The 14,158-nt window shown below is 57.3% G+C and carries 11 protein-coding genes; 1 reads left to right on the top strand and 10 read right to left on the bottom strand.

Annotated elements, in window-relative coordinates; all coding sequences use genetic code 11:
* Positions 1–60: 60 nt before the first annotated feature.
* Complete coding sequence (locus tag BN1012_RS04470) at positions 61–2,292, top strand: PAS domain-containing sensor histidine kinase (RefSeq protein WP_052534572.1); 2,232 nt, start codon at positions 61–63, stop codon at positions 2,290–2,292.
* Between the two features lie 10 nt (positions 2,293–2,302).
* Here the strand turns inward: BN1012_RS04470 and BN1012_RS04465 are convergent, their stop codons facing one another.
* The 10 genes from BN1012_RS04465 to BN1012_RS04420 all read right to left on the bottom strand — a co-directional run bounded on the left by BN1012_RS04465 (position 2,303) and on the right by BN1012_RS04420 (position 14,149).
* Positions 2,303–2,830, bottom strand: a complete 528-nt coding sequence (locus BN1012_RS04465) for a periplasmic heavy metal sensor (protein WP_043948694.1) — start codon at positions 2,828–2,830, stop codon at positions 2,303–2,305.
* The gene (locus BN1012_RS16655) at positions 2,820–3,326 is read right to left on the bottom strand and encodes a hypothetical protein (protein ID WP_052534569.1); all 507 of its coding nucleotides are present in this window, start codon (positions 3,324–3,326) and stop codon (positions 2,820–2,822) included. Before BN1012_RS16655 ends, BN1012_RS04465 begins: the two co-directional genes overlap by 11 nt.
* Entirely contained in the window at positions 3,326–4,090 is a 765-nt protein-coding gene (locus BN1012_RS04455; RefSeq protein WP_081826214.1) for an RNA polymerase sigma factor, read from the bottom strand. The genes BN1012_RS16655 and BN1012_RS04455 overlap by 1 nt, the downstream gene beginning before the upstream one ends.
* 5 nt (positions 4,091–4,095) lie before the next feature.
* Positions 4,096–4,668 carry an EF-hand domain-containing protein gene (locus BN1012_RS16650; RefSeq protein WP_171815907.1) on the bottom strand — a complete coding sequence of 191 codons (573 nt, stop codon included), beginning with the start codon at positions 4,666–4,668 and terminating at the stop codon, positions 4,096–4,098.
* A gap of 300 nt (positions 4,669–4,968) precedes the next feature.
* The gene (locus BN1012_RS04445; RefSeq protein WP_043948692.1) at positions 4,969–6,144 is read right to left on the bottom strand and encodes a glycine cleavage T C-terminal barrel domain-containing protein; all 1,176 of its coding nucleotides are present in this window, start codon (positions 6,142–6,144) and stop codon (positions 4,969–4,971) included.
* Positions 6,141–7,733 carry a phytoene desaturase family protein gene (locus BN1012_RS04440; protein ID WP_043948691.1) on the bottom strand — a complete coding sequence of 531 codons (1,593 nt, stop codon included), beginning with the start codon at positions 7,731–7,733 and terminating at the stop codon, positions 6,141–6,143. The genes BN1012_RS04445 and BN1012_RS04440 overlap by 4 nt, the downstream gene beginning before the upstream one ends.
* A complete protein-coding gene (locus tag BN1012_RS04435) occupies positions 7,730–9,367 on the bottom strand; it encodes a phytoene desaturase family protein (protein ID WP_244442948.1) in 1,638 nt (545 codons plus the stop codon). The genes BN1012_RS04440 and BN1012_RS04435 overlap by 4 nt, the downstream gene beginning before the upstream one ends.
* 91 nt (positions 9,368–9,458) lie before the next feature.
* Positions 9,459–12,419 carry a bifunctional [glutamine synthetase] adenylyltransferase/[glutamine synthetase]-adenylyl-L-tyrosine phosphorylase gene (locus BN1012_RS04430; RefSeq protein ID WP_052534559.1) on the bottom strand — a complete coding sequence of 987 codons (2,961 nt, stop codon included), beginning with the start codon at positions 12,417–12,419 and terminating at the stop codon, positions 9,459–9,461.
* Between the two features lie 106 nt (positions 12,420–12,525).
* Entirely contained in the window at positions 12,526–12,810 is a 285-nt protein-coding gene (locus BN1012_RS04425; protein ID WP_043948689.1) for an HU family DNA-binding protein, read from the bottom strand.
* Positions 12,811–13,147: 337 nt separating this feature from the next.
* Positions 13,148–14,149 carry a DUF3137 domain-containing protein gene (locus tag BN1012_RS04420; protein WP_043948688.1) on the bottom strand — a complete coding sequence of 334 codons (1,002 nt, stop codon included), beginning with the start codon at positions 14,147–14,149 and terminating at the stop codon, positions 13,148–13,150.
* Positions 14,150–14,158 lie beyond the last annotated feature (9 nt).

Genomic DNA, 14,158 nt, shown 5'->3' with positions numbered 1-14,158 from the left:
CGGGCTGAATTCAGCCTGCGGGGACTGTTTCAGTTCCCATGCGCGGGGAGCACAGGGACGATGAGCGAAGCGCGGTTTACCGGATCAATCTCAACATCTGCCGGTCCGATGGCGCCCATACAGCAAAGCCTTGGTGGTCGCATTGCCGGTTGGAGTGCGGGCATATTCTCATCCCGCGATCAAAGGACGGACACCGCCCTGCGACCCGATGTTGATGAGAGCCGTGCACGTCTTTGGGCTTTGTTGTTTTCCGCGATTGTGCTCGTTGCCTTCAACGGGATTGCTGCATGGCAACTGCGCGCTGACTATCAGGCAGGCCTTGCACAAGCAAACAACCATGCGACCGCCCTCGCAAAGGCTCTGGCCGGCGATGCCTCCATCGGCACTCTTGATACGCAGTCATTCAACGCTCGCATTTCGTCCCTTGATCTACGCCCCGGTGTGATGGTCACACGTGAGCCGGCGGGTACCACATCCTCACCGGGTGCGTCCGCGGGCATAGAGGCGCGGTCTGTCGTCACCGGCAACACCCAACAAGTCGCTGTTTTTATCCCTATTCGCTCCGCTCTTGCAGACTGGTACGCGACACTGCCGTTTCATCTTGTTCTGATGGCGGGGGCATCCTTTTTCATCTGCGTTCTTGGAGGCGGCATGGTCCGCCAGATTGAACGCAAGACCGCTGCTGACATCGCTCTAAAAGACAGTGAACAACGGTTTGAACTTGCCTTTGCAGGCGCCCGCTGTGGCATCTGGGACTGGGACCTCACGGCGGGCCGCCTGTATTGGTCCGCGCCGATGTTCGCGCTTCTTGGCGAACAGCCTCGCGCGGCACGTCTGAGCCCGGACCAGGTCATGAACTATGTGCACCCAGAAGACCGTCACATTCTCCAGGAGGTCGAAGACAGTGTGCGCCGTGGAACACTTGGATATGACACAACATTCCGCCTGCGCCATTCATCCGGTGACTGGATTTGGGTTCGCGCCAAAGGCCAGATCTGGCGTGGCCTGACCGCCAACACACAGCGCCTCGTGGGCATCGCCATCGATATCACTGAGCAAAAGCAGGCCGAAGCCCGTGAGCGTATGGCCAACGCCCGCCTGCGGGACGCCGTAGAAAGCATCTCTGAGGCGTTTTCGCTATGGGACGGCAAGGGTCGTCTCATTCTGGCGAACGAAAAGTTCCGCGCCTTCCACAACATCAATAGGGACGCCGTTCCTGCTGGTACCACAGCCCGCGACCTTGATTTGCGCAGCGCTGAAGGTGAGCTGCTGCTGCCAGGACGCATGGCGGATGCAACGGATCCAGAGAACCTCGAAGTAAAACTGCCGGGTGGTCGCTGGCTGCACCTGAGCGAACGGCGCATGCGTGATGGTGGCATTGTGTCTGTGGGAACCGACATTACAGCTCTGAAGCATCAAGAGGCAGAGCTCATCCGCAAAGGCGAAGTGCTCTCTGAGACCGTGACGGATCTTGAAGGGTCGCGTCGCACGCTTCAGGCGCAGGCAAGCCAGCTTGTGCAACTGGCTGAAAAATATGCTGGTGCAAAAGCCAAAGCTGAATCTGCGAACAGGTCAAAATCGGAGTTCCTGGCCAATATGAGCCACGAGCTGCGCACACCGCTCAATGCGATCATCGGCTTTTCCGAAATCATGCGAAAGCAGATGTTCGGGCCGCTTGGTGCTGACAAATACGAAGATTACGCAACCGACATCCATGCCAGCGGGCAGCACCTGCTGGAGGTCATCAATGACATTCTGGATATGTCCAAAATCGAAGCCGGCAAGCACAAGCTGGACCTTGCAGATGTCGCCCTTGCCGACGTGTTTGAAGAAACAATGCATATGGTGTCCGGGCGGGCAGATGATGCGCGGGTCACCCTACTGGCAGAGGCTGGAAACGTGCCTGTGATCCATGCGGACAAACGTGCCATCAAGCAGGTGTTGTTGAACCTCGTCAGCAATGGCATCAAGTTCACGCCTGCCGGGGGTACCGTCAGCATTGATGCCGAGCACGATGAAGACAAGGGTCATGTATCCATCAATGTTGTGGATACCGGCATTGGGATTGATGCAGCTGACCTTGCCAATCTAGGCCGGCCTTTCGAACAGGTCGAAAGCAACTACCTCAAGACCCATGAGGGAACGGGCCTCGGCCTGGCGCTATCGCGCTCGCTGGTAGAGCTACATGGCGGCGCGTTTTCAATAGAAAGCGCCCCCGGTGAAGGCACGTGTGTAACTTTCACGCTACCGCTTGTGGCCGCAGCAAAAGAAGCTGTTGCTGAAAACGCCTAGCCGCTGAGAGTTAGCGATCAGGATCGTCGCCCGAGGGCCTTTCAGACACTCCGCCAGGCCGTCGTCCAGGTCGCGGTCGCATCTGCTCCAGCGCGTCTGCCAGTTTGAGGCGTTGCTCATAAGTCAGATTGCCAAATACTGTTGCCAATGGCTCCTGGAATGAGGCTGCCAGTTCCGTGTGGGCTTCGCGCACATTGCCCAGAGCGTCGGTCAGCGCCTGCGGATCATATGGGTCAGCCCGCAACGCGGCCACAACACGCAGATGATTTGCCCGAACGGCTTTGAACTTCTCTCGGAGGTCTGGAACACTTCTGCGGATCTCACGTTGAACGCGCCGCCCCTCTCTTGGACCGAGTGCTTCTACAAACATGCGTGGATTGGGCATCATTGCAGCGCCTGGACCGCCCTTCGGGGGGCCATCCCGGAAAGCAGGTCCGCCAATCAGGAGACCGGCGAAGAACAGGTTGATTGCCAGCGAAGCAAACAGGATTACTTTCACCCAGCGGCCCACTGTCTTGGGGTCTGTCCTATCCGTCATTTTCCCATTCCCCAAATCCAATGGAGTCTCCGTAGATCAAAGACAGTGCATCCCCGTCCGTTGTCTCCAGCAAAACATATTCAGCTCCGCCACCTTCGGCCGTCAGCGGAACCAGACCCTCTGCGCCCGCCCAAATTCCAACTGCCAGTGACGCAGCGAATCCAACTGCCGGTTGCCAGACCGGCATGCCCGGCCAGAGTTGAGCCACGGCGTCCCAGAAACGCTGCGGTGCACTCGCCTGCACAGGCCGAGATGCCGTGCCGGGCAGGTTACGGTCAGCAGCACTCGCAAGGACGGCTTCAACCAAAGAAGTCGGAGCAGAGGGCTGCGGCGCAAGCGCAAGAACACCATCAAGCACTTCAGCTTGCTGCTGATATGTAGCCAGTGATGGCGTTTCACTGATCAGAGCCAACGCGGCACTGCGCTCTGCTGCAGGCCACCGATGGGATGACGCACCATAAGCATCAATAATGTTCTTTACCCGTTCAGGCGTCATCACACATCTCCCAACAGTTCCTCTCTCTGGTCGAGGAGAGCCGTTTTCAGGCTTCGTCGACCTCGAGCAAGTAAAGACTCAAGCGCCTCTACGCTAACATCCATGATGCTTGCTGCATCGATATTGCTCATTTCATCGAAGTGCACGAGCTGGATTGCGGCCCTTTGGCGATCCGGCAATGCTGACATCGCGATATCGACCTGCACAGACCTGTCGTGCACCGCAATTGTCTCAACTGCGCTTGGCGCACCATCAATCGTCTCCGGTGCGTCCTCCAGCGGCAGTGACTTGCCATGACCCTTTTTGCGAAGCCTGTCGTAACAAAGGTTCATGGCGATCCGAATGACCCAGGTGCGCAGTCGCGCGCCCTTTGGGACCCAGGTGCCAACATTCTTCCAGACGCGCAGGAAGGTCTCCTGCGTCACTTCGTCGGCATCTGCCTCGTTGCGCAACATGCGCAGTGCCGTTGCATGTATCTGCGGTAGAAATTCATTGACCGCTTCGCGCATTGCTGCCGCTTCGCCGGACGCAATACGTCTGGCAAAGTCTTGATCCATCTCGGCGAGGCTCTCAGCTTGATCCTGCGATTGCAGCTGTGCCTGTCTATTTTTTGGCGATGCCGCCAAAAGGTCCCCCTGGCATCCGTAACGTGGAAGTGGCCTAGCGTAGGCTAGTCCTGTTGTAGGCAGAGTCCAATTGCCGTCAACTGAACTGGTCAGAGCGGTGGCACGGACCACGTCGAGATATTCTGTGGTCCGTGCCATTGCCGCTAGTTGGCCCGGTCTGCCTTGCGAGCTTCCCGCATCGCTTCACGCGCAGCCCGCATTTCTTCCTTGGTGACTTCACCGTTTCCGTCTGAATCAGCCCGACTGAACATCTTGTCCGTCATGTGAGCCAGGAACTCAGTTTTGGAAACGTCGCCACTTGCATCCGCATCGATGGATGCAAAGCGCTCTGCTTTGCGCTCAGCGCGCTTCTGCGAACGCTGTTCGGATGCTGAAGTCATTTCCTCAAGAGTCACGGCTCCGCTCTTGTCTGCATCAAGACGCGCAAAGCGTGCCTCGATACGTTCGGAACGTTCTTCTGCCGTCATGTCGCCACGACCGTGGCCGTGCCGACCTTTCCCACGCATGGACGAGATTTCATCGCTGGTCAGTGAGCCGGACTCATCCTTGTCCATACGGTCAAAGCGCTTGCCAGCCATAGCCTTGGCTTCTTCAAGCGAGATGGCGCCGTTACCATCCGTATCCGCCTTTTTGAAGTACCCGCCGCCGGGCGCGGCAATTGCAATTCCTGCACCAAGGGTCACAGTCAGAGCGGCAATCGTAAGTGTCTTCTTCATCATCATATCGTTCCTTCGATACATTGGGTTGTGATGCCCCACATGCCCATTTGATGAACACCGCCGGCACAGCGCGCCACATGCCACAGGGGGCCATGACAAGACGCAGACGCGCTGCACCGGGTTGAAGACGCTGCAAGTGGCGGTTTGAGGGATGCCGACCGACCGGGGGCGTTCAGGGAACGCTGTACCAGCGGCATGCTTGCAGACGCCTTCTGTTGGTATTCAGAAGATCAAACGGCCAGGGCACACGAATCCGTCGAAATACCGGAATAAAAAGCGTCGACAAAAATCGGCAGATTACTGCGCTTCTGGTGGCGTGCGTCGCGCATTGGGACAGGTGTAAAACGGTCTAGGCGCGATTTTGACGGGAATTTTCTGGCCGGCTTGTCCCTGCAGGCTGATATCCGCCGCGGAGCCCAGAATGTCTGCGCGAAGGTCAGCAAGGCCGATCTGCTTTTTGCACGATGGGGACCATGCATGGCTTGTTACCTTGCCAACAATTCCCGTCGGCGTTGAGATCAGCCTGCCGTCCGGTTGCAGTTCTCCATCAACCTCAACTCCGACAATCGCTCTTTGTGCGCCCTTTTCACGTTGTCGCATGAGAGCATGCTTGCCAGTGAAGTGCCCTCCTGAGAAGTCAAGCAACGCGCCAAGTCCGACTTCGAAGGCTGAACGGCGATCGTCGAGCGATGCCGTCAACGCGGACTCAAAATCGTGATTGGCACGAGGGTGTCCGGCTTCTAGCTGCGCGAGGTGACGCGCGTGCTGCCCGGCAAAGACGGGTCTGAAAAGCTCTGCTCCCAGGCGCACCCGATCAAAAACAAACACGGCATCATCAGTGTCACATCGGACCTCGTATCCCAGTCCACCGGTCGCGGAAATGCGGGCCACCGTGACTTTCGCGGTTCCCACTGTGAGTGCCCTCACCGCCCCAGGCCTAAGCGCCTCGATTCCACCCATTCCAGCAGCCAGCAACGCGGCGCAGGAAGAGGGGCCATCGAGGGCAAATGTGGACGTTGTCTCGGACACATCCTGAACATAGCAGTCAAAACCATGTGCGGACGTGATGAGCCAATCCAGGCACCGAACGGGAAGTGTCAGAAGCCAACCCGATTGATCTGATCGGATGACAACGCCGTCAGCGATCAGCCCGCCTTCATCATCACTGATGGCAACGCGGCGGCACTTTCCAACGCCCACATCGCCGCCACATCCGCCCGCCAACCGATTGAGATACTCACTGACCTCACGACCGGACAATTGATAGGTAACGAGTCCATTCAGATCCGATAGAGCGCACGCGTTCCGCAAGGCTGCATGTTCGGCTTCCAAATGGTCGTACACAGATGGCAGCGTCCACCCCAGCTCCTGCGTCCATTGATTGGTTCGGTTGAATTGCGCAGTCCGCGCGTGAAGAGGCGTTGGTCGCACAGCCAGATCCCAGCTTTGTGTCTGTGTGTGGGACCTGCTCATGATCGCCCCCCTTTTGCATATTTGGTAGCCGCTGCAACTGCGTTCACCGCGGGTCGGCCGGACAAACCGCCGCCTGGATGTGCGCCAGCGCCACCGAGGAACAGGCCACCGATGGGGCTTCTCCCATTTGCAAGCTGAGGAACGGGTCGCATCATCATGGCCTGATCAAAAGTGACCTCGCCCTGATGCCAATCGGCCCCGGCAACGCCGCAATGGGTTTCCAGGTCTCTTGGCGTCAGGACTTCGCCAGCCATCACAAGATCAGATATGTCCGGCGCATACTCCCCAAGCGTCTTTATCACCCGCTTGATCAAATTATCGCTTTGGCCTTCCCACCCGCCGTCAACGTCCAACGGGACAAACGGAACAATCGCGGACAATATGTGGCGGCCATCCGGTGTCAGGCTTGCGTCAACGATACTTGGAAGCGTTACCTCCATCACAGGGTATGCGGGCAGCGCGCCATATTTTTGTGGGTTTGAGGCACGCTCGACCTCCGCAAGGCCTGGCGCGACAAGCAGGCGTCCAGCAAGGAGTTTCTCATCAGCTTTCGCAAAAGAGGGCAGTTGGGCCAACGCAAGATTCACTTTCGCCGCTGAGGCACGCACACGGATGGCACCGACATCACGCGCCATCCCGGCGTCAAGGTGCTTGGCTCCAACCAAGTTGAGATATGTCGCCTTTGGATTGATCGTCGAGATTACGATGGGTGCGGCGATTTCATCACCATTGGCGAGCACAAGCCCCGTGGTTTCCTCATCTTCAATACGAATTGAGGCGACAGAGGATGACGTCCTTATGTCGGCACCCCTTGCCCGAGCGGCAGATGCGAGCGCCTGCACCAACGCGTCAGGCCCCCCTTCAACTTGCAAGGTGCCTGACGGGCTCGCTAGCTCGCCGGCTCTTTGCCAGGTCCAATAGAACAAGGAGCCCGGAGCACTGGGGCCGTGATACGAACCAAGGCTGGCGTCAAGCGCCAGGGCACCTTTGAGTATGTCTGTCTCAAATGAGGCATCCAGAAAGTCGCCGACATTGGACGGTAGAAGTTGAAGCAATTTCTGAAACGGTTCACGTCCGTTCCGGCGTACACGCAGATAATGACGCGCCCATGCCATCCGCTCTGGCCATGTTTCTGGAACAAGGTCCGGCGAGACGCCTCGATGCAATGGAACCAACGCGGAAGTTAAAAGGTCCAACTCGCCACAGAACACTTTCCAGGACTCAGCATCCCGGCTTGACCAGTTGAAGATGTTCTCGCGGGTAGCCTTGGCCTTGGGCCCAAAGACAATATGGCGGCCGCCCGGATCAAGCGCCACACGGCTCATGTCTTTTTGAAGAACATTCAAGCCATGCTTCTTGAGATTCAGTTTTCGGATGAGGGCTGGAGAAAATCCACTTACCACGTGAGCGCATTTAGGCGCGCGCATACCGGGCATCAGTGTGCTGACACCTGCAGCCCCGCCCAGAGTTGGTAGTGCTTCGCACAAAACCACGCGCCGCCCTGCCTTCGCCAACAGAGCTGCTGCAACAAGCCCGTTGTGACCGCCTCCGACGATCGCAATGTCAAAAGTGTTTGCAGCCGCACTCATGCAGACCGCCTCACTCTGCGGCGCTTGCCAATGTCAGACAGAACCGCGCTTGCCGCGTTGGCGCCCGGTGCCCCCATGACACCCCCGCCCGGATGTGTGCTTGAGCCACAAAGATAATAGTTGCGAACGGGTGTTCTGTATTGCGCCAGTTCCGGGAGAGGGCGATTGAACAACAGCTGGTCGAGCGTCAGCTCTCCATGGAAGATGTTTCCCTGTGTCAGGCCTATTTCGCCCTCGAGTTCAGCGGGTGTTCTGGTCTCCACATGCCGCACTTTTTTTCTGAAGCCCGGAGCAGCCGCTTCGATCTTGTCGAGTACGACATCCTCGAGCGTCTTACGATTTGCCTGTGTCCAACTGCCATCAATCAATGTGTCTGGAACATATTGGACGAACACCGATGCCACATGCTTGCCGGGTGGTGCCAGGGTTGGGTCAAGTCGGGATGGCAGCACCATCTCGATGTATGGATTGCGCGGCATGACCCGTTCCTTCCAGTCATCATACGCATGCTCCATGTCCTCAATCGTTCCACACAGTCGGATGTCACCATCGAGCGAGGGGCAGTCATCGGGAACGGCACTGAATTGTGGGTGACCATCCAGGGCGATGTTCAGCTTGGCCGACGAGCCGCGCGTCTTGAATTTAGATACGCGATCAGGAAAGCCCTTGGGCAAGCCTTTCCAGTCGAGCAGCGACAAGACGGACCGTTTGAGCTCGAGCCCCGACATCACGACACTGGCGTCGATTTGTGTCCCGTCCTCCAGAACGACACCAGATGCCCTTCCCTTGCTGACCTTGACCTCATCAACGCCGCTTGATGCGCGAACCTCACCACCAGAGGCGTGGACTGAGGCTGCCAGCGCTTTGGACACAGTACCCATGCCGCCGCGCACATAACCCCATGCTCCACCGGCACCATCAATGCCGCCGATCCTGTGATGCAGCATCACGTAGGCACTGCCCGGCGACATGGGGCCAAGCCCTGTGCCAATGGTTGCTGATGCGGCCAGATGGGCTTTTACGACGTCTGATTCAAAATATCGGTCAAGCAAATCCGCTGCGGACATCGTCCAGAACCGCACCGCATCGGCAACACCCGCGGCTCCCATCGCTCCAGCGTCCGAAAGCAAAGAGAGCGTCCGACGGAGTTTTGATGGCGACAGTGAGGCTGGATCAGGAGGTGCCTGCATGAGCAATGGGGCCACCAGATCAGCCTGCCGCCGCATATCTCGACTGTATTGCTGATAGGCATCTGCATCGCGCTTGGAGAAGCGTGAGATTTCGCGTCGCATTACGTCTGAATGAGATGACGCTGCCAGATAACGGCCATCGCCCATGAGCGTGACTGAGCCATGATAGGGCATGACCCTCAGACCGTGCCGGACCAGTTCGAGATCGCGTACAATTTCCGGACGCAAAAGGCTGAGAGCGTAGGAGCAGCTTGAGTAGATGAAGCCAGGTTCAATTTCCCGGCTAACGGCCGCACCGCCGATATACTCGTTTTTCTCCAGCACAAGCACACTGAGGCCAGCACGCGCCAGATAGGCGGCGGCTGTCAGGCCATTGTGGCCCGCACCAATGACGATGACGTCGAAGCGCTCCATGTGGATCAGGCTATGAGTGACCCACGCCACTCATCCTCCTTAAACTGTCTATTGGGAGTAAACACAGTTATTGCGGCCTTCAAGCGGCGGCGTGCGTTAAGGATAACAGCGTTGTGGTGCCCTAGATGGCTACTTTCGTCAGGAGCTTGTCAAAAGCCCTATCAACAACGACTTTTGCCTCCGCAAGCTCTCTCTCCACGGCCGAGAAGCTTGGCACGTCAACGGCCCGCGCCAGGCGGCTTTTCAAGGCTTCCGCAGCATTCTCCGGCACGAATTTATCCTGCACTGCTATACGCAATATCTGTGTGAGATTGTTGAACTTGTCCGCAGCAATTATCAGCTCTTCCCCTAACGACGAACCAAGGACATCTGCCCGGACTAATTTTTCGAGTGCAGCTCTTGTCCCCGTATCCAGCACCTCAGGTTTGTCCTGGCAATGCATGAGCTGCAGTCCCTGAGCGATGAACTCAAGGTCAACCAATCCACCTTTGCCATGTTTGATGTCCCAGAGGTCTTCGCTGCCCAGTTCTTTGTAGACTCGCGCCCTCATATCCACGACATCACGCGCGACTGCGCCCGGCTCTCGTTCCTCGCACAATGCCTGCGCAACTGCGGAGGAAACCCTTTCACGCATTTCTGGTGAGCCGGAAATAGCGCGCGCGCGCGTCAGTGCCATTTTCTCCCACGTCCAAGCACTTTCGTGGTGATAGGTCTGAAAACTACGCAGCCTTGTTGCCAAAGGACCGGCGTGCCCAGAGGGGCGCAAACGCATGTCGACTTCGTAGAGGGGTCCTTCAGCGGTTGGCGCTGTCAAAGCACTGATCAATCGCTGGCAAACGCGTGTGTAGTATCTGACACCGTCAATCGGACGTTGCCCATCTGACTCTGAATTCTCACCGTCGAAATCATAAATGACGATCAGGTCTAGGTCAGACGTGGCTGTCATCTCTGAGCCGCCGAGCTTGCCCATGGCAACAACCGCCATCTCTCCGCCAGGCAGGCGGCCATGATTATGTTCAATCTCCTGAGTCGCGACCGGGACCATGCCTCGGACCAAGGCGGAGGCGAGGTCGGCATAGGCTTGGCCGGCTTCGCGAGCAGGTGCCGTTCCTGTCAAGACCTGTACGCCAATCTGAAACATCTGCTCGCGCGCATAGATGCGTGTCAGATCAAGAGTCTGCTCAAACCCTTCCGCCTCCTGGACAACTTCCGCAACCTCCATCGAGCGTTGCTCTTCATCTGGAAGAGGTCCGTAGAAGTCTGCTGCAATAACGGCCTCAAGAACGTTGGGATGTTCTGAAAGGTATCTGGCAAGCATGGGAGCGGATCCCATGATCCCTGCCAGCAGGTCCATCAACGCGGGATTTTGATACAGCAGGGAAAAAAACTGGACGCCGGCAGGCTGGCCGGACAGAAACGTGTCAAATCTGAAAATTGCCTGGTCCGGGTTGTCCACCGTTGCCAGGGCACGGAGCAATGACGGCGTCAGCTTGGTCAGAAGTTCACGCGAACGCGCGGCCCGCGTTGCCGGGATACGGCCAAAATGCCAACCGCGAACGATGTCTATGACTGCCGCTGGGCCGGAAAAACCCATCTCGTTGAGTGCACGCAACGTGGCGGGGTCGTTGTCTGTACCGCTGAAGACCAATGCCTCATCTTCCTGCGCAGCAGATGGCTCATTTTCAAACAGCTGCGCGTAGTGCCGCTGTACTGTTTCGAGCACCGTTCGCAGTCTCAGTCGAAATGCTTCTTCGTCCGCAAACCCCATAAAGGCAGCAATGCACGCAACGCCTTCCTTGTTGCGTGGCATGCGATGGGTTTGTTCGTCATTCACCATCTGCAAACGATGTTCGAGCGTGCGCAGAAAGTCATATGCATCAGACAGCTCTTGGCGCGCCTGGTCGGTGACCCACCCTTCCGCGACAAGCCCTTCAAGCATCTTGATGGTGGCACGTCCGCGCAGCGCGGGAGACTTCCCGCCGCCAATCAGCTGTTGTATCTGAACGAAAAACTCGATCTCGCGGATACCACCGCGGCCAAGCTTTACGTCATGGCCTTCGATGGCGATGGCGCCATGCCCGCCATGGGCATGAATCTGGCGCTTGAGGGAATGAATATCGTCGATAGCCGCAAAATCCAGATATCGCCGCCAGACAAACGGTTCCAGCATGTCGAGCAGCCGGCGGCCAGCCGCCAGGTCACCCGCGCATTCGCGCGCCTTGATCATGGCGGCGCGCTCCCAGTTCTGCCCCATGGTCTCGTAGTAGGTTTCAGCGGCCTCTGCGGAGATGGCAATACTGGTCGATCCGGCATCTGGTCGTAGGCGGAGGTCCGTCCGGAATACATATCCCCCACCGGTTGGTTCCTGAAGAACCTTGACTAGGTCGCGGGTGAGGCGGACGAAGAATGATCCGGGATCTATGCCTTCTGCGAATTCAAGACCGTCGGGCTCATAAAACACGATGATGTCGATGTCGCTGGAGTAATTGAGCTCGAATGCTCCGTGCTTTCCCATGGCGATGACAATGAGGCCAGAGCCAGTGGTCGGCACTTTCTCATCTACAAGTTTGATGTCCCCTGCCTTAGCGGACCGGCGTAGTAACCACCGGCATGTCGACTCGATGACTGTATCTGCCAGGAGCGTGAGAGCACGCGTGACACTTTCAAGCGGCCAGGCAGTTGAGACGTCCGCAGCTGCGGTCAGCAATGCGACACGACGTTTGGCAGTTCGCGCCGCCTCCATGAGCGTGGCTTGGTCCTGCGCCGCCTCCATTTCCGCCCGGCACGCCTTAAGCAGAGTTTCAAGACTCTGCGAGGCTTGTTCGGAGAGCAGGGACGGCAGGATTTCCGCTTCCCGCACCAGCAACCGCGCCAGGAAGGGAGAGTTCCCAGCCATGGCAGAGAGGAGCGCTCTCGCGCGATCATCCTTCAGCAGTTTGATCAGGGCTTTATCTACGCGCCCGGTAGAAGGGGACGCTGCTTGAAGTTCCTCGATGGTCCATTCGGCGCGGGTTTGATCGGACGCGATCAATGATGCCGTGCTGACTGCTTCCAGGGGTGAGGTGCTAACAGGTGGAGCCATGGTGCAACTCTCAAACGAAAAACCCGCCGACGCAATACGTCGGCGGGTTGATCATGCTCATGCAAAGCCAGAACAGCTTAAGAAGCGATCCTGTTTGGCGGCCAGCTTAGCAGCCAGCTGCGTCTTTAAGCTGAGCGGCTGGCTTGAAGCGCAGCACTTTTGACGCCTTGATCTTGATCGCTTCACCCGTTTGCGGGTTGCGCCCCATGCGCGCAGCGCGCTTGGAAATTGTGAAGGTGCCGAAAGTACCGATGGTGTACTTGCCTTCCTTCTTCGCGCCCTTCAGGCCTTTTTCAATTTCGCCGAACACGAGCTCAACCGCGCGCTTGGCTTCTGCCTTGGACATGTCGCCTGCAGCTGCAACATTCTCGATAAATTCTGCCTTGCTCATCTTAATTGCCTCTTCACTGACTTATTGGCAGCACGCGTTTGCGCGCCTGATGTGGTGCATTGGTGCTCTTGAGACACCGGATACTTCGTCTCCGGGTCTTGCGACCACGGCTTGTCCATTGAGCGCCGCCCAAAGCAATTTGCTTCCGACTCACTTTCAAGAACTGTGTCATCTGTCGATATGTGTGTTTTGCCATTGGCGCAAGCGGTTTTGGGACAGGTGCCCTCACCAAACCCATATAGGGCAAGGGTTTGGTGGAACCGTTGCTCTAAAACCCACTTGACTACTGGCAATCAGGAGTTCGGCGCCTAGCAAAAATTGATTCGGAGCGTGGCACTCAGGTGCGCGTAGACGCATTTAGTCTCAGCACATGAATGATCTCGAATACGAGGCCAATTTCGCTGGCAATCTTGGCAATCTGACCAGGATCATCTGCTCGCTTGAACATGCCGCCACCCTCAAACCGGTCGCCGCCACCGTTGATGGTTATCAAAAGACGGTCGCCATCGAACGCCAGCTGAAGCTTTCCACCTACGGTATCAGCCAGCTGGCTTACCCGTTCCATGAAGGTCGGCGTCAGCAAATAGCGCGCTTCAACCTGATCATCGGAAAAGACTTCAAACAGCTTTTCAAAGCGGGGGTCTTCTAGCCGTACCCTCTCTTTGCTCTTTCCTATGCCCCCAAAGAAGTTGCCAATCACACCGCCGTCGCTGGTGAGAATGGTGCGCGCGGCAAAAGGCTTGGGAAACGTAAAGCGGGCCAACAGACCATTGAACACAGTGACGTAGTACGTCTCCGTTCGGCCATCGCTGTCGGTACGGGTACGCCGGTCTTCCAGATGCGCTTCACACAGCGTAAAGCTTACCCCTTCATGGCTACCTACAATTTCATCTTCCAGTGATCGTCGGTCGTAGCTGGGGATTATTCTGACGTCTTGAAACCAATCCAGCTCGGCGGAGATGGGGTCCGCGTTGTAGGTGAATCCAAGGAAGGTGCTCAACCGATGCAGCACCTCGCCTTTTACACGGCTTGTCACCTCGGACACGCTGGAGGTGTGGTAGGCCATCACACCAATAACCGAGATCACCACGACAGCGGCAAGCACAAACCCAATCCAACCTGAAGAGAACCCTCCCAATGACCAGATGGTGAGGAGCGCAACGGCACCGGCAGACAAAGCAATTGCCGAGTACTTTTTGAGCTTTCCGTGAGCCGCTTTGCGCAGCTGTTCCTGTTCAATCAGGTAAGGTTCAAGTTCACGCCGATAGAACGCTGCCAACCCTTCAAATGCCGGGTATGAGGCCTCAACGTCCTCAAGGGAATGTGCTGCGTTGGCCATCAGACCGCC

This window comes from Candidatus Phaeomarinobacter ectocarpi, assembly GCF_000689395.1.
In the GTDB taxonomy this organism is placed as follows: Bacteria; Pseudomonadota; Alphaproteobacteria; order CGMCC-115125; family CGMCC-115125; genus Pyruvatibacter; species Pyruvatibacter ectocarpi.
The sequence above is the reverse complement of the archived record's forward strand: the minus strand, read 5'-3'. Positions and strand labels throughout refer to the sequence as shown.